Annotated in this window: 22 protein-coding genes; 4 read left to right on the top strand and 18 right to left on the bottom strand. The window is 66.9% G+C overall.

The window, feature by feature from the left end; genetic code table 11:
- Positions 1–5: 5 nt before the first annotated feature.
- From gspG to AC5P8D_RS03195, 7 genes are all read right to left on the bottom strand, one after another.
- Entirely contained in the window at positions 6–443 is a 438-nt protein-coding gene (gene gspG / locus AC5P8D_RS03225; protein ID WP_495203064.1) for a type II secretion system major pseudopilin GspG, read from the bottom strand.
- 57 nt (positions 444–500) lie between these two features.
- The gene (locus AC5P8D_RS03220; protein ID WP_313208209.1) at positions 501–1,085 is read right to left on the bottom strand and encodes a hypothetical protein; all 585 of its coding nucleotides are present in this window, start codon (positions 1,083–1,085) and stop codon (positions 501–503) included.
- Positions 1,086–1,205: 120 nt separating this feature from the next.
- Positions 1,206–1,757, bottom strand: a complete 552-nt coding sequence (locus AC5P8D_RS03215; RefSeq protein WP_019337775.1) for a hypothetical protein — start codon at positions 1,755–1,757, stop codon at positions 1,206–1,208.
- A gap of 58 nt (positions 1,758–1,815) precedes the next feature.
- Complete coding sequence (locus AC5P8D_RS03210; RefSeq protein WP_305730244.1) at positions 1,816–2,796, bottom strand: FecR family protein; 981 nt, start codon at positions 2,794–2,796, stop codon at positions 1,816–1,818.
- A 69-nt stretch (positions 2,797–2,865) separates the two neighbouring features.
- Positions 2,866–3,396 (bottom strand): RNA polymerase sigma factor, encoded by a 531-nt coding sequence (locus tag AC5P8D_RS03205; protein ID WP_019337777.1) that lies wholly within the window; start codon positions 3,394–3,396, stop codon positions 2,866–2,868.
- A gap of 16 nt (positions 3,397–3,412) precedes the next feature.
- A complete protein-coding gene (locus AC5P8D_RS03200; protein ID WP_197653922.1) occupies positions 3,413–4,093 on the bottom strand; it encodes a TonB C-terminal domain-containing protein in 681 nt (226 codons plus the stop codon).
- Between the two features lie 452 nt (positions 4,094–4,545).
- The gene (locus tag AC5P8D_RS03195) at positions 4,546–5,010 is read right to left on the bottom strand and encodes an Lrp/AsnC family transcriptional regulator (protein ID WP_005413654.1); all 465 of its coding nucleotides are present in this window, start codon (positions 5,008–5,010) and stop codon (positions 4,546–4,548) included.
- Between the two features lie 127 nt (positions 5,011–5,137).
- Here AC5P8D_RS03195 and AC5P8D_RS03190 point away from each other — a divergent pair, with 127 nt between their 5' ends.
- From AC5P8D_RS03190 to AC5P8D_RS03175, 4 genes are all read left to right on the top strand, one after another.
- A complete protein-coding gene (locus AC5P8D_RS03190) occupies positions 5,138–5,869 on the top strand; it encodes an AzlC family ABC transporter permease (protein WP_414614321.1) in 732 nt (243 codons plus the stop codon).
- Positions 5,866–6,180 (top strand): AzlD family protein, encoded by a 315-nt coding sequence (locus AC5P8D_RS03185; protein WP_005409898.1) that lies wholly within the window; start codon positions 5,866–5,868, stop codon positions 6,178–6,180. The genes AC5P8D_RS03190 and AC5P8D_RS03185 overlap by 4 nt, the downstream gene beginning before the upstream one ends.
- Before the next feature lie 220 nt (positions 6,181–6,400).
- Complete coding sequence (locus AC5P8D_RS03180) at positions 6,401–6,829, top strand: PAS domain-containing protein (RefSeq protein WP_010485321.1); 429 nt, start codon at positions 6,401–6,403, stop codon at positions 6,827–6,829.
- A complete protein-coding gene (locus AC5P8D_RS03175; protein WP_171954404.1) occupies positions 6,826–8,355 on the top strand; it encodes a diflavin oxidoreductase in 1,530 nt (509 codons plus the stop codon). The genes AC5P8D_RS03180 and AC5P8D_RS03175 overlap by 4 nt, the downstream gene beginning before the upstream one ends.
- 93 nt (positions 8,356–8,448) lie before the next feature.
- Here AC5P8D_RS03175 and AC5P8D_RS03170 read toward each other — a convergent pair whose 3' ends face one another.
- From AC5P8D_RS03170 to AC5P8D_RS03120, 11 genes are all read right to left on the bottom strand, one after another.
- A complete protein-coding gene (locus AC5P8D_RS03170) occupies positions 8,449–9,117 on the bottom strand; it encodes an ATP-binding cassette domain-containing protein (RefSeq protein WP_019659884.1) in 669 nt (222 codons plus the stop codon).
- Complete coding sequence (gene modB, locus AC5P8D_RS03165) at positions 9,107–9,790, bottom strand: molybdate ABC transporter permease subunit (protein WP_006371078.1); 684 nt, start codon at positions 9,788–9,790, stop codon at positions 9,107–9,109. Before modB ends, AC5P8D_RS03170 begins: the two co-directional genes overlap by 11 nt.
- A gap of 3 nt (positions 9,791–9,793) precedes the next feature.
- Entirely contained in the window at positions 9,794–10,537 is a 744-nt protein-coding gene (gene modA, locus AC5P8D_RS03160; protein WP_049455116.1) for a molybdate ABC transporter substrate-binding protein, read from the bottom strand.
- 19 nt (positions 10,538–10,556) lie between these two features.
- The gene (locus tag AC5P8D_RS03155; RefSeq protein ID WP_010485317.1) at positions 10,557–11,333 is read right to left on the bottom strand and encodes a helix-turn-helix domain-containing protein; all 777 of its coding nucleotides are present in this window, start codon (positions 11,331–11,333) and stop codon (positions 10,557–10,559) included.
- A gap of 11 nt (positions 11,334–11,344) precedes the next feature.
- Positions 11,345–12,559: an oxygen-independent coproporphyrinogen III oxidase gene (locus tag AC5P8D_RS03150; protein ID WP_010485316.1), complete on the bottom strand. Its 1,215-nt coding sequence runs from the start codon at positions 12,557–12,559 to the stop codon at positions 11,345–11,347.
- Between the two features lie 142 nt (positions 12,560–12,701).
- Positions 12,702–14,033: an MFS transporter gene (locus AC5P8D_RS03145; RefSeq protein WP_053443160.1), complete on the bottom strand. Its 1,332-nt coding sequence runs from the start codon at positions 14,031–14,033 to the stop codon at positions 12,702–12,704.
- Between the two features lie 23 nt (positions 14,034–14,056).
- Positions 14,057–14,956: a peptidylprolyl isomerase gene (locus AC5P8D_RS03140; protein WP_019337807.1), complete on the bottom strand. Its 900-nt coding sequence runs from the start codon at positions 14,954–14,956 to the stop codon at positions 14,057–14,059.
- 3 nt (positions 14,957–14,959) lie between these two features.
- Positions 14,960–15,667 carry a respiratory nitrate reductase subunit gamma gene (gene narI, locus AC5P8D_RS03135; RefSeq protein WP_010485313.1) on the bottom strand — a complete coding sequence of 236 codons (708 nt, stop codon included), beginning with the start codon at positions 15,665–15,667 and terminating at the stop codon, positions 14,960–14,962.
- Complete coding sequence (narJ, locus tag AC5P8D_RS03130; protein ID WP_010485312.1) at positions 15,664–16,344, bottom strand: nitrate reductase molybdenum cofactor assembly chaperone; 681 nt, start codon at positions 16,342–16,344, stop codon at positions 15,664–15,666. Before narJ ends, narI begins: the two co-directional genes overlap by 4 nt.
- The gene (gene narH, locus AC5P8D_RS03125) at positions 16,344–17,888 is read right to left on the bottom strand and encodes a nitrate reductase subunit beta (protein ID WP_019337808.1); all 1,545 of its coding nucleotides are present in this window, start codon (positions 17,886–17,888) and stop codon (positions 16,344–16,346) included. Before narH ends, narJ begins: the two co-directional genes overlap by 1 nt.
- A complete protein-coding gene (locus tag AC5P8D_RS03120; protein ID WP_241877221.1) occupies positions 17,888–21,631 on the bottom strand; it encodes a nitrate reductase subunit alpha in 3,744 nt (1,247 codons plus the stop codon). Before AC5P8D_RS03120 ends, narH begins: the two co-directional genes overlap by 1 nt.
- Between the last annotated feature and the right edge of the window lie 64 nt (positions 21,632–21,695).

Here is a 21,695-nt window from a genome sequence, read left to right as displayed (position 1 = left end):
ACGCCTCACAGCTGCCAGGAGCCGATATCCGCGTTTCCGGCGTCGCCACCGGGCTTGCTGTCCGCCCCCAGCGAGAACACATCGACGTCGCCATGGGTTCCGGGAATCTGGTACTGGTACGGATGGCCCCATGGGTCATTCGGCAGGCGATTCAGGTACGGCGTCACCGGCAACCCACCGCTGCCCTGCGGCGGCTTCACCAGCGCCTGCAGGCCCTGCTCGGCACTGGGATAGCGACCGTTGTCCAGCTTGAACAGCTTCAAGGCCTGCATCAATGCGGCGATGTCCTGGCGCGCCGCCACCACGCGTGCCTGGTCGGGACGGTCCATCAACCGCGGCACGATCAGCGCGGCGAGGATGCCGATGATCACCACCACCACCATGATCTCGATCAGGCTGAAACCCTTCTGCCGAGCTTTGCGACCACGAACCTGCCTTGCCATTGTTCCGCCCTCGTCATCCTGGAAGAGACCGCTGCGCCATGGTCAGCGGTGCATGTGTCAGTACGATAAACATCCGCCGGCAATTCGCTGCGCGTGTGCCTGTACGGGCGCAACACGCGCAGCCGGCGCACATGCAGACTCGAGCAGGTGCCGCGGCACGCCGGCCAGCGCATCGTCGATGCAGCCGCGCAGCAATGGGTGCGCACAGGCCTGCAGCAGCCGCACGCACTGCATCGGCGACCACGCTGTTCCATGATCGAGGCCGATGAACATCCGATAGGCCTGGTGATAGCGCAGGTCGTCGTACACGCGCTGGGCACTATTCAGATCGCGCATGACCACCAGCAGGGCCGCGCGTTGCAGCAGCCGCGCATCGCCTCCATCAAGCGGCAGCAGGCTCATGGCCACTTCGGGCCAGGGCCGCAGCTGCAGATCGATGGCTTTTCGCAGCGCCACCAGTGGGTGCGCACTACCATCCAATGCCGCCCAGCGCGCCGCATCTGCCCAGGCGTCACTGGACAGCACCCAGACCCAGGAGTGCCCATAGCGCTGCACGTTCAATGGCGTATGCCGCGCCTGCTCCAGTGACTGGCTCAGGTGACGATCCAGCTCCAGCATGCTGATCCTGCGACTGTCTGCCATCGGCGCCGCCCGTGCTCCGCGACGCGTGGTGCGCCGTACTCTGGAGAAGACGTCAGCAAGGCAGGTGAAGCGACAGCGCACATGCAGCTCTGTGCGCTGCGTGGCGCTTCATCGCCAACGTCATCGCAGCGTCATCTGCCTGCAGGCTTCGCGCTCCAGTCGCGGTGCGTCGCCCCCGCAACGGCGCGCCAGTATCGCCACATCGCTGCGCGCGGCGAACGCGGCCAGCGCATCGGTCATCTCCGCGTCATCGCACCATGACCCCATCGCAACGCGCAGCGCCGGCAATTGCCAGCTGTCCATCACACCGTGGGTACCGGCCACGAACCAGTGCCACAGCCGATGGTGCAGCACCTGCTCATGCAGCTGCGCCAGATCCCCGATGCCATGCATGTCCATCAGCAACAGCGCACGAGCAAGCGCCGCAGGCGGCAACGCACCGGTTTCAGCCAGTGGCAACACCTGCTGCTGCAGGCGCAACAGCATCGCCAGCGGGTGCGACTGCGGATCGAAGTCCAGCAGCACAGCCTTTTCCTGCCACTGCGCGTCGGACACCACGCACACCCATGGCGAGCCGTAGCGGTGCACCATCAACGGCCGTCGCTGCGTGGTTTCCAGCAACGCCGACAGATTGCGACGCAGATCCAGCACGCCGATGGTCTCGTTGCGCATCCTTGGCTTCTCCTTGCTTGCAACAGCCCTGCGCGGTGCGCACGGCCAGCGTCTTCATCTATCCAAGGACGGCAATGCCACCCGGAAAGCGACGCAGATCCAGCGACATCGTCAGTCGCAGCTGCTCAAGTGCCGCGTCCGGATCATCGATGCGGAAGCGACCGCTGACCGGTGCGCGCGCCAATGCCGATTCGCCCAGCAGTACCTTGCCGCGGCGGTAACGGTTGATCTCCTCCACCACCTCACGCAGCGGTGCGCGGCGGAACACCAGCATGCCCTCGGTCCAGGCACTCACTTCCGACGCCACAGCCTCGGTCACCACACCACTGAGGCGCTCGTCGTACTGGGTCTGCTGGCCCGGCTGCAGCTGCAGCCGGCCCTGCGGATGCTCGATGCGGGCACTGCCCTGCAGGCAGGTCACCCGCACCTGGCCATGGGTGTTGCGTACGTCCAGGCGCACCGCTCCCTCATCGGCAATCACGCAGCCCGGGCCCGCGAACAACGCCAGGCGCAGGCCGGCCTGGGTCTCGATCGCGGCCTGGCCCTGCACCAGCTCGAAGCCTTCGCCCTGCGTGTCGGCGCGGCGGCGCAGGCTGCTCTGCGTATCCAGTTCGATCTTCAGCTGCGGCAAGGGTGCAATCTGCAGCCGTTCACCGGTGCCGGTGTGGAAATCGGCCGCCATCGCCGTCACCGAGGGCCATAATCCCAGCGGCGGACGGATCGCCGCCACCACCACCAGACTGGCCGGCGCGGCAATCGCCGCGCCCAGGAAGGCACGCCGGCTCCAGCGCTGGGCCGGCGACGGCGCGACCGGTTGGCGCGCGGCGGCGGGCAGCTGCCCGCCGGCCAGCCGCACCTGCTCCCACTGCCGGCGCGCACGTCCGAACGCTTCACGATGACGCGGGTCGGACTCGCACCACGCGCGGAACCGGCGCCCGTCGGCGGCGGTCGCCTCGCCCGAGGTCAGCCGCACCACCCACGCGTGGGCCTGACGCTCGACGGCATCCAGCGGGCGTTGCGGGCGATCGTCAGGATCCATGAGGGCTCATGCCGGACCCGCACGCTGCGGGGTTCTGCTCGGCGTCAAAGTGTAGACGGATGCCGTCGCTCAGAACCGCACCTGGCGCCCCTGCCCGCTGCGCTCGGCCAGGTAATCCTGGGCCGCCTTCAGCTCACGCTGCACCAGCCGCAGCGACACGCCGAGGTGGTCGGCCACGTCGCGCTGCTGCAGGCCATCGACGCGGATTGCCAGCAGGATGCGGCGACGGCGCTCGGGCATGCGCTGCAGCAGGCCGACCATGTCTTCCAGCGCGAAGTCCAGTTCGGCCGCCTGCGCCGGGCCGGGTGCCGGGTCGGCCATGTCCATCAGCGTATCCACCTCCTCCAGGCTCAGCAGGCGGTGGTCTGCACGTTGGCGGTCGATCACGGTATTCATCGCCATGCGCAGCAGGTAGGCCGCGGGGTTCTGTACGGCGTCCAGGCGATCACGCCGCGCGCTCAGGCGCATCCAGGTGTCCTGCAGCGCGTCGCCAGCCAGCTCTTCCGAGCCCAGCTTGCGCACCAGCCGGCGCTTCAACTCATCGTAGGCACCCAGAAGGTGGTCCATCAGGTCAACTGCCCCAGCCGTACCGTTGCTCATGTTCGAATCCTCGAAGTCATGGAAGGGGCGCGCGCCCGCCACAGTCGTGGTCGGTGCCGGAAGGACGGATCTGCAGCGTCACCGGCTGTGGCAGCGCAGCGGCATCGGGCGCCAGCACCAGGCCCTGCAGCGCCTGCAGCAGGCGCGCATCGCGGCGGGCGCTGCCACTGCCTGACAGCAGCTCGGGCTCGCTCACCTGGCCCGCGCCGTCGATGCGGAAGCGCAGCGTCGCGGCATAGCGGCCGGGCGCGATCTCGGGGGCGTCGCAGAACGCCGCGCGCAGCCGCTGTTGCAGGCCGCCATAACGACGCCGACGTTCGGCCTCGGGAAGTTCGGCACCAACACCGGGTTCGGCGGCCGAGGGCATGCCCCGACGCAGCACCACGCGCTGCTCGCCGATCACCTCGGCCTCGACGCCGGAGTCCTGCAGCAGCGCCTGCAGGGCGGGCAGCGGCGGCAGGCTGGCGCGCAGCGCATGGCTGCTGCGACCCGCGGCAAGATCGCCCGGGTACATCACCGACCACCCGCTGATGACGCTGAAGCGCTCGACCGCCTGTTCCAGCGGCTGCGCAGGGATGTCGTAGGCATGAACACCGTCCTGCGCGGCGGCGGCAAAGGACAGCAGCAGCCATGCGGCGATGGCCACCTTCCAAGTTCTGACCGCATGGTGTCCATTCAGCCCCCTGACGTAGAACACATGACCCTCGGCAGCGACAGCAGCTGCAGTGGACGCGCACCACGACCGGAACCCCGGCCCGCGCGCGACCCGCAAGCGGGCTCAAACCGTACCGGTGCCAGATGTCATTGCGATGACCGCCGCCACGGCTGACGCCGAGGCAGGCTCCGTAAAGCCAGTCACGCATCAGGAATCAATGAATCGAGCAGACAGGTTCATCTGCGCACGGGATCCGACCCCGACAGATCGCGGAAGCTGTCAGGCGGCGGGGCGGTATGGCCAGGCAGGACCGTTGGCGCCATGGATGGCGCCATCGAGCCCCCAAGGAAGGGTTTACGGCGTGTCCTGCCTGGCCATACCGCCCCGCCGCCCCACGGAGAATCTCTGTTGCTGTGCTGTTGCTCCTGAGGTTGCCGGCCAGCGGCCGGCACTACCGCGGGTGCCGGGTGCAACCCGGCCGGAACCCACCATCCTCAAAGCGGCAACTGGGTCGTCTGCTTGATCCGCTGCATCGGAATTTCGGTCTTCGTGTTCTGCACCCCGGCGATCCGGTTCAGGTGCTGCATCTGGAACTGCCGGTAGGCATCAAGGTCGGCCACCGCCACCCGCAGCAGGAAATCGCAGTCGCCCGCCATCAGATGGCATTCAAGCACTTCCGGGAATGACTTGATGCTGTTGATGAAGTGGTTGGTGGTGTCCTCGTCCTGCCCGCGCAGCCACACCCGCACGAACACCGTGAAGCCGCGGCCCACCTTGGCCTCGTTCAACAAGGCCACATAGCGATCGATGTAGCCGCCCTCCTCCAGCAACCGCACCCGGCGCAGGCAGGCCGACGGCGACAGCCCGACCAGGCGAGCCAGCTCCAGGTTCTGCAGGCGGCCGTCGCGCTGCAGGGCGTCGAGAATGCGCCGATCGAGGTTGTCGAGCTGGTACTGCATGGGATTTCACCCGTGTGACTTCTGGCCGCATGAAATATCAATCATCCAGAATCAAGTGGCATCAACGCAACCCGATTTCGTGATCGGACCGCTAGCATGGGCCACCCCCACCTCGTTGTGCCGTTCCATGGACGCCCGTACCACCCTCCCCCTGCCAGACATCTGCGATACCGCGCCGCGTGCCGAATTCCTGCGCGGCCTGCGTGCCGCCGTGCCGGTGATGATCGGCTTCATTCCGTTCGCCCTGGTGCTCGGCGCGCAGGCGGCCCAGAAAGGCCTGAGCGCACTGGAAGTGCCACTGATGACCGGCCTCAACTTCGCTGGCGGCTCGGAGTTCGCCGCCGTCGAACTGTGGACCTCGCCGCCGCATATCGCACTGATCGTGGCGATCACCGCGCTGGTCAACAGCCGCCACCTGCTGATGGGCGCCAGCCTGGCTCCGCTGCTGCAGCATCTGCCGCGCCGCCGGGTGCTGCCGGCGCTGTTCTTCATGTGCGACGAAAGCTGGGCGATGGGGGTTGCCGATGCGCGCCGCCGTGCGCTCGGCTTCAGCCTGGCCTATTACCTGGGCGTTTCGGCAGGGCTGTACACGGTCTGGGTGGCCTGCACGGCACTGGGCGCGATCGTCGGCCCGATGTTGGGCGACATCCATGCCTACGGTTTCGACATGGCCTTCCCTGCGGTATTCCTGGTGCTGCTGCGCGGCATGTGGCAGGGCATGAAGGCAGCACGGCCGTGGCTGGTCAGCCTGATCGTGGCCGCCGCCACCTACCTGCTGATCCCGGGCGCGTGGTACGTGGCCAGCGGCGCACTGGCCGGCCTGGCGGCCGCCTGGCTGCTGGCGGAGGACGCGGAATGATCTTCAATGGACTGATCCACTGGACCTCGGTGCTGACCATCGTGCTGATGGCCGCCGCCACTTACCTGACCCGCATCGTCGGCTTCCTCGCGCTGCGCAACCGCACGTTGAGCAAGCGCGCCGTGACGGTGATGGAAGCTGCGCCGGGCTGCGTGCTGATCTCGGTGATCGCCCCGGACTTCGTCGCCGACAAGCCCGCCGACCTCGCCGCGCTGGCGATCACCCTGCTGGCCGCCACGCGGCTGTCGATGCTGCCGACGGTGCTGATCGGCGTGGTCTCGGCCGGCGTGCTGCGCTATCTGATGGGCTGAGGCGCTCACCCCTCCTGTAGAGCCGAGCCCACGCTCGGCTTGTGCGAACGGCAGCCGAGCATGGGCTCGGCTCTACAGTTCGAACCCGCGCCTGCGACACCCGGTCGCAGTCCATCGCGCCACCCGCTTGACCAATGTCAAACCGCCCGCCGCCGTGCGGGCGTATCTCTATGCAGGACCCGAACACGCCGGCGCTGCCGGCATCCACAAGGACCCTGCGATGAGCTACACCCCCGACAACGTCCAGCTTCTGAACGCCATGCAGAACGTCATGGTGATCTCCACCACCGACCTGCAGGGCAATATCACCTATGCCAACGACCTGTTCTGCACGCTCACCGGCTTCGCCCGCGAGGAACTGATCGGCCAGCCGCACAGCATCGTGCGCCACCCGGATGTGCCCAAGGCGGTCTACAAGGACATGTGGGACACCATCAAGGCCGGCAAGACCTGGACCGGCATCGTGCCCAACCTCGGCAAGGGCGGCGTGCTCTATGTGGTCGATACCACCGTGCAGCCGCTGTTCGACGCCGACGGCAACATCACCTCGTACATCAGCATCCGCCGCGTGGTGAACGACCTGATGCAGAACTACGACCTGGTCGAGTTCAGCAAGGAAAAGTTCGACGACTTCTACGAGGCCGCGTGAACGCCCTCCCGGCCAGTACGCCCTTCAGCCGCCTGCTGGTGGGTTTCGCGTCCGAGTCGGGCAACGCCCGCGCCCTGGCCCAGCGCCTTGGCGCGGACCTGCAGCCGCACGGGCCGCAGGTGCTCCCGTTCAACGACATCGACGTAGCCAGCCTCGGCCACGGCGATGTGCTGCTGGCGATCTCCAGCTCGTTCGGCGATGGCGAACCGCCGGCCAATGGCGAGCAGTTCTTCGAAACACTGCGCCAGACCCCGACGCTGCGCGGCCTGCGCTATGCGGTGTTCGGCCTGGGTGACACCGGCTACCCCAGTTTCTGCGGCTTCACCAAGGCGCTGGATGTAGCACTAAGCGAGCGCCAGGCCCAGCCGCTGCTGCACCGCGTGGACGCCGATCTGGGCTACGAGCAGTTCTTCCAGCAATGGCAGCCGGTGCTGGGCCAGGTGCTGGAGGGTGACCTCAGCGCTGGCCAGGACCTGCGCCTGCAGGTCACCGCCTATGGCGAAGACAATGCCTTTGCCGCCCCCATTCTCGAACGTCGCCGCTTGAACAGCAGCGACCCGGCCGCCTGGCACCTGCAGTTGGACATTGCCGGCAGTGGCATGGCCTACCGCGCGGGCGACACCCTGCACGTGGTACCCGAGAACGACCCTGCCCTGCTGCAGGCATTGACCACCTGGTACGGCGACACGGCCGCCGTGGCCGCCCTGCACGACCGCGAGCTGCGCCTGCTGAGCAAGGGCGTGCTGCGCGAACTGGCCAAGCTCGGCGGTAGCGAGGTACTGAAGGGCCTGCTGAAGGTCAGCCAGAAGCGCGAACTGGACGCCTACCTGCACGGCCTGGACCTGCTGGATGTGCTGCAGGACCACGCCACGCCGGACAGCGTGCCGCTGGCCCGGTTGCGCGAACTGCTTTCACCGCGGCTGCCGCGCGCCTATTCCATCGCCTCGCACCCGTGCGACGACCAGCTGAGCCTATGCGTGCGCGAAGTGCGCTACACCCTGCGCGGCCGCGAACGCGTCGGCACTGCCACCGGCAGCCTGCTGCATGGCGGCGACCATGCCCGTGTGTACTGCCGCTCCAACCCCGGCTTCCACCTGCCCGATACCGGCGAGGCACCGCTGCTGCTGGTCGGCACCGGCACCGGCATCGCGCCCTTGATGGGCCTGATGCAGGAACTGCAGGCCAACGCCTGCGAACGTGAAGTGCACCTGGTGTTCGGCGAGAAGCATCGCCAGCACGACTACCTGTACCGCGACCAGCTGCAGGACTGGCACACGCGTGGCGTGCTGGCCGGCCTGCATACTGCGTTCTCGCGCGATGGCACCGAAAAGGTCTATGTGCAGCATGTGCTGCAGCAGCGCGCCAGCGAAGTGCGCGACGTCCTGGCCCGCGGTGGGCATCTGTACCTGTGCGGCAGCAAGCGCCACCTGGAAGGCGCGGTGCGCGAGGCCATCGATGCCGTCGCGGGTGCAGGGCAATGGGACGCGCTGCGGAATGAAGGCCGCACGCACTGTGAACTGTATTGATCCGTTGATCCTGTAGAGCCGAGCCCACGCTCGGCTGCTGTTGGCGGTGTCGCGCAGAGCAGCCGAGCATGGGCTCGGCTCTACAGGTGCAGGTCAATCGCCGACGATGCGGCCGTCGACCACGCGCGCCACCTGCTGGCCGAACATGGCCACGTCCTGCGGGTCGTGGCTGATCAGCAACAACGGGATGCCGGTCCGGTCCAACACGGTTTCCAGCTCCTGGCGCAGGTGCTGGCGCAGGTCGTGGTCCAGTGCGGAGAACGGCTCATCCAGCAGCAGCGCCTGCGGCTGCGTCACCAGGGCGCGCGCCAATGCAGTGCGCTGGCGCTGGCCACCGGAGACCTGCGAGGGCAGCAGATCGCCCACCGTGTCGATGCGGAATGCGTGCAGCCACTGCTCCACCGCATCGAAGCGCTGGCGCGCGCGCGGATTCAACCACCCGCGCTCCAGCCCGAACGCCACGTTCTGGCGCACGCTCAGGTGCGGGAACAACGCGTAATCCTGGAACACGTAGCCCAGCCGGCGGCGCTGCGGCGGCAGATCCACGCCGTTGGCCGCATCGAACAAGGTCTGCCCCTGCACGCGCACATGTCCCTGCCCGGGCCGCAGCAGCCCGGCCACCGCCTTCAGCGTCAGGCTCTTGCCGGCACCCGAGGGTCCGAACAGCACCACCTGGCGCTGCGTGCACTGCAGCGATACGTCCAACACGAAATCCTGGCCGGCCGCCCGCAGGCGGCGCTGCACCTGCAGGTCAAGCCACATCACGCAGCTCCCGGCGACGTCCGCCCACCAGCCGCGCAGCCAGCAACAGGATCACGATGCAGACCACCGAGGTCAGGATCACCAGCGCATTGGCCTTGCCATCCTGACCGGCCTGCACCGCCTCGTAGATGGCAATCGACAGCGTCTGCGTCCGGCCGGGAATGCTGCCCGCCACCATCAGCGTCGCGCCGAACTCGCCCATCGCGCGTGCAAACGCCAGCAACAGACCGGCAAGAATGCCACGCCAAGCCAGCGGCAGCGTGATGCGGAAGAACACCGCGGCTTCGGACACACCAAGCGTGCGTGCGGCTTGTTCCAACTGCCCGTCCACTTCCTCGAACGCCGCGCGCGCAGGCTTGAACACCAGCGGGAGCGAAGCCACCGCCGCAGCGATCACTGCAGCCTGCCAGGTGAACACCAGGTTGATACCGAACCACGACTGCAGCCACGCGCCGATCGGGCCATTGCGGCCGATCAGCACCAACAGGTAGTACCCCAGCACCGTCGGCGGCAGCACCATCGGCAAGGTCAGCAACGAATCCAGCAGCTCACGGCCTGGAAAACGCCGACGCGCCAGCAGCGCGCCCAGTGCTACGCCCAGCACCAGGTTGATCGCGGTGGCCCAGCCAGCCACCTTCAGCGACAACCCCAATGCGCTCCAGTCCAGATCCATGCCTCAGGGCTTGCCGAACCCGTGTTTGGCCAGGATCGCCTGGCCCTGTGCCGAACGCAAGAAGGCGGTGAAGCGCCTGGCTTCCGCCTGCTGTGGGCTGGCCTTGATCACGGCCAGCGGATAGGCAATGCGCCCTGCCACCGGCACCGCGAAGGCACGGCGCACGCGGTTGGGCATCGCCTGCGCATCGGTGGCATAGACGAAGCCGGCATCCACTTCACCGCGTGCCACGTAGTCCAACGACTGGCGCACGTTCTGCGTGGTGATGGCCTTGCCCTGCACCGACGGCCACAGGCCCGCCACTTCCAGTGCACCCTTGGCATAGCGGCCCACCGGCACGCTGTCCGGGTTGCCCAGTGCGATGCGCTGCACACCAGCACCGGCCAAGTCCTTCAAGGTACGCGGCGCCGCCTTGGCCTGCGGCGGCACCACCACCCACAGCGCGTTCACCGCGAACACCTCGCGGGTGCCGGCCGCCAGCAGATCCTGCTGTTCGGCCTGGTCCATCGTGGTTTCATCGGCCGACGCGAACACATCCACCGGTGCGCCGCGGCTGATCTGCTGCAGCAGCACGCCGGAGGCGGCGAAGTTGAAATCCACCTTGGTTCCCGGGTGCGCCTTTTCGTAGGCCGCGCCCAGTTCACGGAAGCTCTCGGTCAGGCTTGATGCCGCCGACACCGTCAGCTCGGCCGCCCAGGCCGGCACCGTGGCCAGCAGGCCCAGCAACAACAGTCCAGCTCGCTTCATCGTCGGCTCCCGGCCAGGTTCAGTTCGGATCGGATTCGTCGGCCACCGCCAGCGCTGCCAGGCGCTCGGGCTGCAGCAGCAGGATCTCGCGCTGCTTCACCGCGATGATCCCATCATCGCTCAGGCGGCGCAGCACGCGGCTGGCGGTTTCCGGCGCCATCCGCAGGTAATTGGCGATCTCGGTACGCGCCATCGTCAGGTTGAAGCGCGTGGCGGAAAAGCCGCGCCGCGCGTAGCGCTCGGACATGTCCAGCAGGAACGCGGCCATGCGTTCTTCGGTACGGTGGTTGGCGGCCAGGGTCGCGACCTTGCCGATCTCCGCGCTGAGCAGGCTGAACAGCTTGGCCTGTAGCCCCGGCATGCGGGTGGCCAACAGGCTGAGCTTGGGGAACGAGATGCGGCACAGGTGCACGGTGTCCAGCGCCACCGCATTGCAGGGAAAGCGTGAACCGTGGATCGCGTTGAGGCCGATCACTTCACCCGGCAGGCTGAAGCCCAGCACCTGCTCGTTGCCCTGGCTGTCATCGACGAAGGTCTTGACCATGCCAGCGCGCACCGCAGCAATCGAATCGAACGATTCGCCAGCGCGGAAAATGTAGTCACCCGCATGGAACGGACCGACATGGTCCACCAGCACGTGCAGATCGCCCAGTGCTGTCTTGTCGTAACCCTGCGACATGCATGCGTCGGAGAACGCACAGGTGCTGCAGAAGTGCAGTGCGTCGCCATCATCGGCGGCGGCGGGGTTGGGTGTGGCCCGGCCGAGACGGCCCTGCGAAGGCGGAATTGAAGACATCGGGGCAAGACTCAAGCGATGGCGGCCGCCGGCCGGAAGCATGCGGCCATCATACGCCACAGCAGGCGCCCTTCTTCGGCCAGGCGCAGTACGCGCGCATCCCACTGCGCCCAGCCGCGTGCCAGCAACGGCGACAACGCGGGCAGCTGTTCGGCAAAACATTCCTCGAACGGTTCATCGTTGCGCCACTCGAAGGCAGCCGCATCGAGGGCGTGGTCACAGGCGATGCTCTGCGCCACTTCGGCCACCAACCGCTCGTCCTCGGACAGGATCAACCCGGCAGACACGCCCATGTGCCCTGCCTGCAGCCGCGCACGCCATTCGCCCAGTTCGTCCTCCAGCCGGTAGAACACCTCGCCGATCTGGCTGCAGGCGGACAGCCCAAGGCCGATGAAATCGCTGCGGTCGCGGCGTGGCACACCGGCAAGATCGCAATGGCGCTGGCCATCGCCCGGACCGTGCGGGTTCGGCAGATCGCCGCGCTGATAGTGATCGCCACCAATCGGTTCGTAACCCGCAGCGCGCAGCAGGCGCCAGGCCTGCAGCCAATGGACGGCCGAGGGATGTTCCGGCAGCGCACACGGCGCCGGCAGCAGGATGCGCTCCGGCGCCTCGGCCAGCACCTCGTGCAGCCGTTCAATGAAGCCGGCGTCCTCGCTGCCGGGTACCCGCAACTGGTAGTAGCGCGCGGTGAAGCCCACCTGTCGCGCCTGTGCCAGCAGGGTCGGCCCCGGTGCATCGGCACGATCGATCACGTTCAAGCGGGTGCAGCCCACCGCACGCAGCTGCGCCGGCGCCAGCGCGCTGCCTGCGTCCAGCCGCACCTCCACCTGGGGCCGCGCCACGGTGCGCAGGTGCTGCGGCACCGCATCCAGCAGCTGGCCCAGCTGCGGCGGCGGCAACGTCTCGGCCAGCCCCAGCTGCAGCACCATCGCCACCACTTCACGGTCCTCGGCCAGCGCGTCGGCCTGCAGCCGCAGCGCCAGCAGCAGGGTATCCAGATACGCCTGCGGTGGCGCATCGCGTCCGCCACGGCCGGCCTGGAAGCCGAGCGTCAAGCCACGCGGGATCAGGTGCTCGTTGCTGGCGCGCACGGCGGCGCGCCACCCGCTTTCGCCAAAGCCGGTGCTGAACTGGTCAGCCGGCGGAAACAGCACGTGCCGGGGCTGCCGCAGCAATGCCGCCTGCAGCGCAGTGTCCTCGCTCTCGTCAACGTGGAAGCTCATGGCAGACATCTTCGGGCGTTCCTCTTCGCGTGGCCCTGATTGAAATCAAGCGCGGCGCATCTGATGGTTGCTGCCGGCCAGCGGCCGGCACTACCCCTTCACCCACCATTTGGTAGTGCCGGCCGCTGGCCGGCAAACACCTTCACCCGCCGCGCACCCGCTCGGCGGCGGCCGCATCGATGGCTTCGGGCAGATCGGTTTCGCGGTCGATCTGCGGGAAGTGGCGGCGTTCCATGCGACGGATCGCAAAGTGCATCCACGCCAGTGCAGCCGCCACCAGCACGAACAGCAGCATGAAGCAGCTGCTCCAGATGCCCACCGCGTCATTCAGCGCGCCAAACACGATCGGCAGGATGAAGCCACCCAGGCCACCGATCATGCCGACCACGCCGCCCACCGCACCCACGTGCCTGGGGTAGTACACCGGAATATGCTTGTAGACCGCGGCCTTGCCCAACGACATGAAGAAGCCCAGCACGAACACCAGCACGGTGAACATCACCACCCCGATGGCCAGATGGAAGTGGATCGGGCCATGGATGCCCTTCACCACATACTCGGTATCCGGGTAGGCCAGCAGGAAGGTGCAGATGGCCGACACGCCGAAGGTCCAGTACATCACCCGGCGCGCGCCCATCCGGTCCGACATCCAGCCACCGACCACGCGGAACAGGCTGGCCGGGATCGAATAGCAAGCCGCCAACATGCCGGCGTGGCCCACGTCCATGCCATAGGCGCCCACCAGGTAGTGCGGCAGCCACAGCGCCAGCGCCACGAAGCCGCCGAACACGAAGAAGTAGTACAGCGAGAACCGCCAGACCTGGAGGTTCTTCAGCGGCGCCATCTGCTCGGCGAACGGCACCGGCTTCACGCCCTCGCGGCGGCGCTGCTCCAGCGACGGGTCTTCCTTGCTGAAGAGGAAGAACAGCACCGCCGTGACGGCCAGCGCAACGGCCCAGACCTTGGCGACCATGGTCCAGCCGGCCGCCACCATCACCAGCGGCGCCAGCAGCTTGGTCACCGCCGAGCCGATGTTGCCGGCACCGAAGATGCCCAGCGCGGTGCCCTGCTTGCTGGCCGGGAACCACTTGGAGACGTAGGCCACGCCCACCGAGAAGTTGCCGCCGGCGATGCCCACGCACAGCGCGGCAGTCAGGAACTGGGGGTAGGTCTGCGCATAGGTCAGCATCCAGGTGGCCACTGCGCCACACAGCATCACCAGCACCATCACCTTGCGGCCACCGAATTGATCGGACCAGATGCCGAGGAAGACCCGGCTGACCGAGCCGGTCAGCACCGGGGTGGCGATCAACAGGCCGAACTGGGTGTCATTCAAGCCGAGCTGTTGACTGATCTGGATGCCGATGATCGAAAAGATCATCCACACCGCAAAGCACACGGTGAAGGCGAACGTGCTCAGCCACAGCGCACGTTGCTGCTGCCCGGCACTGGCGGGGGCAAGAGCCTGGTTCATGAATTCTCCTCGTTCAAGGGGGTTCAGCCGATATCCGCTTCGGCTTCGATCTCATCCAGCCCGCGCACCGGGTAGCGTTCCTGCAGCTGCAGCAGGTAGGCCTGCACTTCACGCTGGCGCACCTGCAGCTCCAGGTAGTCACGCAGCTGCGGCAGCACCGCCTCGAACGGCTGCGGCTGGCCTTCCTCGCGGGCATCGACGCAGACCACGTGGTAGCCCCAGCGTGATTCCACCGGGAAACCGGCCAGGCCCTCGCGCAGGCGGAACACCTGGCGGTCGAACTCCGGCGTGGTCTGCCCGCGCTGCAGCCAGCCCAGGTCGCCGCCTTCGCTGCTGGATGGGCAACGCGAATGGCGCAAGGCGAAATCGGCGAACAGGTGCGGCGACTCCTTCAGCAGCCCGACCAGCCGCTCGCCCTCGGTACGTGCGGCGAAGCGCCCAGCCACGTCGTCGGCCGGCGCGGCCAGCAGGATATGGCGCAGGCGCACGCGGTCGGGCGAGCGGAAGCGCTCCGGGTTCTGCTCGAAGTAGCGGCGGCAGTCTTCATCGGTCGGCACGCGGTCTTCGATCGCATCTTCCAGCAGTTGCTGGATCAGCACTTCCTCGTCGCTTACCCGGTTGCCCTCCGGCGCCTGCAGCCCAAGCCGCTGCGCTTCCAGGCGCAGCAGCTCACGCACCACCAGTGCACGTGCCGCTTCAGCACGTGACTGCTCCGGGCGCATCGCCCGGTGGTGCTGCATCTCGCGGGCGATGTCAGCCTCGCTGATCGCGGTCTCGTCCACGAACAGCCGGCACGGTGCCGGCTGCCCGAGCGAGCGCGGCCCCTGCGCTGCCGCGTCATGGTGGTGCGAATGCGCCTCGGCGGGAACCGGCGCAGCGGAGTCGATCACGGTGATCGGCAGGAATTTCGGCAGGCTGCCCATGGCTTACTCCCGCGGACCGTAGCGCAGCGTGGCCTGGCGGCGGCGCACCACCTGGTAGGGCCTCCACAGGTAGCTGATCGGAATGCTCCACACGTGCACCAGGCGGGTGAACGGCGCGATCAGGAACAGGGTCAGGCCCAGGAAGATATGCATCTTGTAGACCCAGCTGACGCCTTCGATGTAATCAGCAGCACCGGCACGGAAGGTCACGATGTGCTGCGCCCACTCGGCCAGCTGCACCATCACCCCGCCGTCCAGGTGCCCGGACGAGATGCGGATGCTGTACAGGCCCAGGCACAGCTGCGCGAACAGCAGCACCAGTACCAGGGTGTCACCGAAGCTGCCGGTGGCCCGCACGCGCGCGTTGAACAGGCGGCGTACCAGCAGGATGCTGATGCCGATGAAGCACAGTGCGCCGAACACACCACCAACCACCATCGCCAGCATCTGCTTCTGCGAGGAGGTGATGAAGTGCTCGTACACCGCGTGCGGGGTCAGCAGGCCGACCAGATGGCCACCGAGGATGGCCAGGATGCCGATGTGGAAGCAGTTGCTGCCGATCCGCATGCCCTTGTCCGACAGCATCTGGCTGGAGCCGGTGCGCCAGGTGTACATGGCCTTGTCATAGCGGGCCCAGCTGCCGATCAGCAGCACCGCCACGGCGATGTACGGGTAGTACTGGAAGGCGAATTGATGCAGGGAGTAACTCATGGCTGGACCTCTCGATGCGAAGGACGGGCCGGCGAACGCACGGGCGGCTTGCAGTCTTCGGCGGGGGCTTCGGCGCCGAAGCGCACCGCCTCCTCCTCCCACAAGCGATCCATGGCCTCGGCGGTATCGTCGCGGACTTCCTCGCTGGCACGCTGGCGCAGCGCCTGCAGATCGGCCTTGCCGTCACCGGCTTCGACCAGGATCTCGAACAGCACCCGGTGCGGCAGCTCACGCTCGGCGGCACGCGCCGCCAGCATCCCGGCGATATGGCCGATGTGGTGCAGCCACTCGCGGGCCTCGCTGCCGGGGCGATGGGCCAGGAACTCCAACAGCAATGGCAGGTAGTCCGGCAGCTCCCGCGCATCCAGTTCGAAGCCGTTGCGGCGGTAGGTTTCGACCAGGTCGACCATGGCCTGGCCGCGGTCGCGCGACTCGCCATGGATGTGTTCGAACAGCAGCAGGCTCATCGAGCGGCCGCGATCGAAACTGGCCAGCCACGCCGCCTGCGCATCCAGCGCATCGGTGGCCAGCAGCTGCTGCACGAAGCTGCGCAGCTGCTGGCGGCGGGCGGCATTCAACGCCGGGGCGTCGCAGGCGGCGAGCAGTTCCTCGCCGTGCTGCCACAGTTCTTCACGGGGGTAGTCCAGCAGCACCCCGACCAGCTTGAGCACGCTCATCACACCACCTCCTTGCGGCGGTGGTTCGGGCCCTTGTCCACCACGAAGGTGGTGGTCTTGCGCTGGCCGAACAGGTCGGCCGGGCTGTCACCATTGCAGCCGTTGCCGAAGGTGAAGCCGCAGCCGCCGCGCTCACCGAAGGCGTCGTTGGCGTACTCGCGGTGGCCGGTCGGAATCACGAAACGGTCCTCGTAGTTGGCGATGGCCAGGTAGCGGTACATCTCCTCCACCTGGGCGATGCTCAGCCCGGTCTGCTCCAGTACCGCGGTGTCTTCCACGCCGTCCACGTTCTTGGCCCGGCGCCAGGCACGCATGGCCATCAGCCGTTCCAGCGCGCGTACCACCGGCGCCTCGTCACCGGCCGTCAGCAGGTTGGCCAGGTAGCGCATCGGGATGCGCAGCGACGCCACGTCCGGCAGTTCGCCGCTCATGCCCACACGGCCACGCTCGGCGGCGGACTGGATCGGCGACAGCGGCGGTACGTACCAGACCATCGGCAACGTGCGGTATTCCGGGTGCAGCGGCAGCGCCAGCTTCCAGTCGATCGCCAGCTTGTACACCGGCGACTGCTTGGCCGACTCCAGCCAGCTGTCCGGGATGCCCTCCTTGCGCGCGGCGGCGATCACCGCCGGATCGTTCGGGTCCAGGAAGATGTCCAGGTGGGCCTGGTACAGGTCCTTCTCGGCCGGCACCGAGGCGGCCTCGGCGATGCGATCGGCGTCGTACAGCATCACGCCCAGGTAGCGGATGCGGCCCACGCAGGTTTCCGAGCACACGGTCGGCTCACCCATCTCGATGCGCGGGTAGCAGAAGATGCACTTCTCCGACTTGCCGCTCTTCCAGTTGTAGTAGATCTTCTTGTACGGGCAGGCCGACACGCACATGCGCCAACCGCGGCACTTGTCCTGGTCGATCAGCACGATGCCGTCTTCCTCGCGCTTGTAGATCGCACCCGACGGGCACGCCGACACGCACGCCGGGTTCAGGCAGTGCTCGCACAGACGCGGCAGGTACATCATGAAGGTCTTCTCGAAGGCGCCGTAGATCTCCTTCTGCACCTGGTCGAAGTTGTAGTCGCGCGAGCGCTTGCTGAACTCCGAACCGAGGATCTCCTCCCAGTTGGGGCCCCACTCGATCTTCTGCATGCGCTCGCCACTGATCAGCGAACGCGGGCGCGCGGTCGGCTGGTGCTGGCTGTCCTTGGCGGTATGCAGGTTCTGGTAATCGAAATCGAACGGCTCGTAGTAGTCGTCGATCTGCGGCAGGTCCGGGTTGGCGAAGATCTTGGCCAGCATGCGCCAGCGGCCACCGGCACGCGGCACCAGCTTGCCGGCGCGGGTGCGCACCCAGCCGCCATTCCACTTGTCCTGGTTTTCCCATTCCTTCGGGTAACCGATGCCCGGCTTGGTTTCCACGTTGTTGAACCAGGCGTACTCGACGCCCTCGCGCGAGGTCCAGACGTTCTTGCAGGTGATCGAGCAGGTATGGCAGCCGATGCACTTGTCCAGGTTCAGCACCATCGCGATCTGTGCACGGACCTTCATCACACCACCTCCTTGGCGGCGGCCGGTACGGCCTCGCCATCTAGCCAATCCACCTTGTCCATCTTGCGCACGATCACGAACTCGTCGCGGTTGGTGCCGCAGGTGCCGTAGTAGTTGAAACCGTAGGCCAGCTGCGCGTAGCCACCAATCATGTGGGTCGGCTTGAGCACGATGCGGGTCACCGAGTTATGGATGCCGCCGCGGGTACCGGAAATCTCCGAGCCCGGCACGTTGATGATGCGTTCCTGGGCGTGGTACATCATCGCCATGCCCGGCATCACGCGCTGGCTGACCACCGCACGCGCGGCAATCGCGCCGTTGACGTTGAACAGCTCGATCCAGTCGTTGTCGACGATGCCGGCACTGCGCGCGTCGTCCTCGCTGATCCACACGATCGGGCCGCCACGCGACAGTGTCTGCATGATCAGGTTGTCGCTGTAGGTGCTGTGGATGCCCCACTTCTGGTGCGGGGTGATCCAGTTCAGCACGATCTCCTTGTTGCCGTTCGGGCGCTGGTTCAGCAGCGGCTCCACCGTGCGCGTGTTGACCGGCGGCCGGTAGCTCATGAAGGCCTCGCCGAAGTCGATCATCCACTCGTGGTCCTGGTAGAACTGCTGGCGACCGGTCACCGTGCGCCACGGAATCAGCTCGTGCACGTTGGTGTAGCCGGCGTTGTAGCTGACGTTGTCGTCTTCCAGGCCCGACCAGATCGGAGAGGAAATGATCTTGCGCGGCTGTGCCTGGATGTCACGGAAGCGGATCGCCTCGTGCTCCTTGCCCACGGCCAGGTGGGTGTGCTCGCGCCCGGTGAAGGTGCCCAGCGATTCCCAGGCCTTCACCGCCACATGGCCGTTGGTTTCCGGCGCCAGGTGCAGGATCACTTCGGCCGCGTCGATCGCGGTCGAGATGGCCGGGCGCCCCTGGCTTACGCCTTCTTCGTGCACGGTGTGGTTCAACTTGCCGAGGAATTCGACCTCGTGCCTGGTATCCCAGCTCATGCCCTTGCCGCCGTTGCCCTGCTTGTCCAGCAGCGGGCCGAGCGAGGTGAACTTGCGGTACAGGTTCGGGTAGTCACGCTCAACCACCGTCATCGACGGCATGGTCTGGCCAGGGATGGCCTCGCACTCACCTTTCTTCCAGTCGGCCACGCCGAACGGCATGCCCAGCTCGTTGGGCGTGTCGTGCAGGGTCGGCACCAGCACCAGATCCTTCTCCACACCCAGCACGCCGGGCGCCATCTCGCTCACGGTGCGGGCCACCTCCTTGAAGATGTCCCAGTCGCTGCGCGATTCCCACGCAGGGTCCACCGCCTTGGACAGCGGGTGGATGAAGGGGTGCATGTCCGAGGTATTGAGATCGTCCTTCTCGTACCAGGTCGCGGTCGGCAGCACGATGTCCGAGTACAGCGCGGTGGTGCACATTCGGAAGTCGAGCGTGACCAGCAGGTCCAGCTTGCCTTCCGGCGCCTCGTCGCGCCACTTCACCTCCTGCGGCTTCACTGCGCCCATTTCGCCCAGGTCCTTGCCCTGCAGCCCGTGGCGCGTACCCAGCAGGTGCCGCAGCATGTACTCATGGCCCTTGCCCGAGGAACCGAGCAGGTTCGAGCGCCAGATGAACATCATGCGCGGGTGGTTCTGGCTGGCGTCCGGGTCGGCGAAGGCGAAGTCCAGCGAGCCGTCCTTGAACTTGCCCAGCGCGTAGTCCGCCGGGGCCACGCCGGCCGCTTCGGCCTCGCGTACCAGCTGCAGCGGGTTGCGGTCGAGCTGCGGGGTGCTCGGCAGCCAGCCCATGCGCACCGCGCGCAGGTTCAGGTCAGCCAGGCTGCCGCCGTACTTGCTGGCATCGGCCAGCGGCGACAGCAGCTCGTCCACCTGCAGCTTCTCGTAGCGCCACTGCCCGGTGTTGAAGTAGAAGAACGAGGTGCCGTTCATGTGGCGCGGCGGCTTGCTCCAGTCCAGCCCGAACGCGAGCGGCTGCCAGCCGGTCTGCGGGCGCAGCTTTTCCTGGCCCACGTAATGCGCCCAGCCGCCACCGGTCTGGCCCACGCAACCGCACATGATCAGGATGTTGATCAGGCCGCGGTAGTTCATGTCGTTGTGGAACCAGTGGTTCATGCCCGCGCCGACGATGATCATCGAACGGCCATGGGTCTTGTCGGCGGTACGCGCGAACTCGCGGGCGATCTCGATCACCTCGGCGCGCGACACGCCGGTGATGCGCTCCTGCCACGCCGGCGTGCCCGGCACCATGTCATCGAAGCTCGATGCCACGTTGCCGCCGCCAAAGCCACGGTCCACGCCGTACTGGGCCAGCAGCAGGTCGTAGACCGTGGCCACCAGCGTCTCGCCGCCGTCGACCGTGACCAGCCGGCGCACCGGAATGTTGCGGTCCAGTACGTCTTCGGCCGGCGCGGCAGTCCAGCCGTCGCTTTCAATGCCACCGAAGTACGGGAAGCTCACCGCCTCGATGCCGTCGTTGGCGTCGGACAAGCTCAGGCGCAGGCGTGTGTCGGCGCCATTGCTGGCCTTCTCTTCGATGTTCCAGCGGCCCTTTTCACCCCAGCGGAAACCGATGGAGCCATTGGGCACCACGATCTGGCCACTGTTCTCGTCGTAGGCCAGGGTCTTCCAGTCCGGGTTGTTGGCTTCACCCAGCCCGCCCAGCTCACTGGCACGCAGGAAGCGGCCCGCCACCAGGCGGCCATCGTCGCGGCGCTCAAGGCGCACCAGCATCGGCATGTCCGAGTACTGGCGGCAGTAGTCCTGGAAATACTGCGAGGGCGAATCGACATGGAACTCGCGCAGGATCACATGGCCGAAGGCAAAGGCCAGCGCCGCGTCGGTGCCCTGCTTGGGGTGCAGCCAGTGGTCGGTCAGCTTGGCCAGCTCGGAATAGTCCGGGCAGATCGCCACCGTCTTGGTGCCGTTGTAGCGCGCCTCGGTGAAGAAGTGCGCATCGGGCGTACGCGTCTGCGGCACGTTCGAACCCCAGGCGATGATGTAGCGGCTGTTGTACCAGTCGGCCGACTCGGGCACGTCGGTCTGCTCGCCCCAGATCTGCGGCGAGGCCGGCGGCAGGTCGCAGTACCAGTCGTAGAAGGACAGGCAGGCGCCACCCAGCAGCGACAGGTATCGCGCACCGGCAGCGTAGGACACCATCGACATCGCCGGAATCGGCGAGAACCCGACCACGCGGTCCGGGCCGTACTGCTTCACCGTGTACAGGTTGGAGGCGGCGATGATCTCGTTGGCCTCTTCCCACTGCAGGCGCACAAAGCCACCCATGCCGCGGCGGGTCTTGTACGAGCGCGCCTTCTCCTTGTCCTCCACGATGCTGGCCCAGGCATCGACCGGGGCCTTGCTCTTGCGGGCTTCGCGCCACAGGCGCAGCAGCGTGCCGCGGATCAGCGGGTACTTCAGCCGGTTGGCGCTGTACAGGTACCAGGAATAGCTGGCGCCACGCGGGCAGCCACGTGGTTCATGGTTGGGCAGGTCCGGGCGCGTGCGCGGGTAATCGGTCTGCTGGGTTTCCCAGGTGACCAGGCCGTTCTTGACGTAGATCTTCCAGCTGCAGGAGCCGGTGCAGTTCACGCCGTGTGTGGAACGTACGATCTTGTCGTACTGCCAGCGGGCGCGGTAACTGTTTTCCCAGTCGCGGCCCTCGCTCTTGGCAAAACCATGGCCATCGGCAAAGGTCTGGGGGTCACGCTTGAAGAACTGCAAGCGATCGAGGAAATAACTCATCGGGGATCTCCCTTTGCGGACATCGGCATCGTGGCTGTGTGTGTCATCTGGCTGCGGTGCGTTT

Source organism: Stenotrophomonas sp. YJH_SMC_101-4 (genome assembly GCF_059370395.1).
The sequence above is the reverse complement of the archived record's forward strand: the minus strand, read 5'-3'. Positions and strand labels throughout refer to the sequence as shown.

Coding starts and splice junctions, on each gene's coding strand:
- gspG (WP_495203064.1), bottom strand. CDS start 443: ATGGCAAGGCAGGTTCGTGGTCGCAAAGCTCGGCAGAAGGGTTTCAGC.
- AC5P8D_RS03220 (WP_313208209.1), bottom strand. CDS start 1,085: ATGGCAGACAGTCGCAGGATCAGCATGCTGGAGCTGGATCGTCACCTG.
- AC5P8D_RS03215 (WP_019337775.1), bottom strand. CDS start 1,757: ATGCGCAACGAGACCATCGGCGTGCTGGATCTGCGTCGCAATCTGTCG.
- AC5P8D_RS03210 (WP_305730244.1), bottom strand. CDS start 2,796: ATGGATCCTGACGATCGCCCGCAACGCCCGCTGGATGCCGTCGAGCGT.
- AC5P8D_RS03205 (WP_019337777.1), bottom strand. CDS start 3,396: ATGAGCAACGGTACGGCTGGGGCAGTTGACCTGATGGACCACCTTCTG.
- AC5P8D_RS03195 (WP_005413654.1), bottom strand. CDS start 5,010: ATGCAGTACCAGCTCGACAACCTCGATCGGCGCATTCTCGACGCCCTG.
- AC5P8D_RS03190 (WP_414614321.1), top strand. CDS start 5,138: ATGGACGCCCGTACCACCCTCCCCCTGCCAGACATCTGCGATACCGCG.
- AC5P8D_RS03185 (WP_005409898.1), top strand. CDS start 5,866: ATGATCTTCAATGGACTGATCCACTGGACCTCGGTGCTGACCATCGTG.
- AC5P8D_RS03180 (WP_010485321.1), top strand. CDS start 6,401: ATGAGCTACACCCCCGACAACGTCCAGCTTCTGAACGCCATGCAGAAC.
- AC5P8D_RS03170 (WP_019659884.1), bottom strand. CDS start 9,117: ATGTGGCTTGACCTGCAGGTGCAGCGCCGCCTGCGGGCGGCCGGCCAG.
- modB (WP_006371078.1), bottom strand. CDS start 9,790: ATGGATCTGGACTGGAGCGCATTGGGGTTGTCGCTGAAGGTGGCTGGC.
- modA (WP_049455116.1), bottom strand. CDS start 10,537: ATGAAGCGAGCTGGACTGTTGTTGCTGGGCCTGCTGGCCACGGTGCCG.
- AC5P8D_RS03155 (WP_010485317.1), bottom strand. CDS start 11,333: ATGTCTTCAATTCCGCCTTCGCAGGGCCGTCTCGGCCGGGCCACACCC.
- AC5P8D_RS03150 (WP_010485316.1), bottom strand. CDS start 12,559: ATGAGCTTCCACGTTGACGAGAGCGAGGACACTGCGCTGCAGGCGGCA.
- AC5P8D_RS03145 (WP_053443160.1), bottom strand. CDS start 14,033: ATGAACCAGGCTCTTGCCCCCGCCAGTGCCGGGCAGCAGCAACGTGCG.
- AC5P8D_RS03140 (WP_019337807.1), bottom strand. CDS start 14,956: ATGGGCAGCCTGCCGAAATTCCTGCCGATCACCGTGATCGACTCCGCT.
- narI (WP_010485313.1), bottom strand. CDS start 15,667: ATGAGTTACTCCCTGCATCAATTCGCCTTCCAGTACTACCCGTACATC.
- narJ (WP_010485312.1), bottom strand. CDS start 16,344: ATGAGCGTGCTCAAGCTGGTCGGGGTGCTGCTGGACTACCCCCGTGAA.
- narH (WP_019337808.1), bottom strand. CDS start 17,888: ATGAAGGTCCGTGCACAGATCGCGATGGTGCTGAACCTGGACAAGTGC.
- AC5P8D_RS03120 (WP_241877221.1), bottom strand. CDS start 21,631: ATGAGTTATTTCCTCGATCGCTTGCAGTTCTTCAAGCGTGACCCCCAG.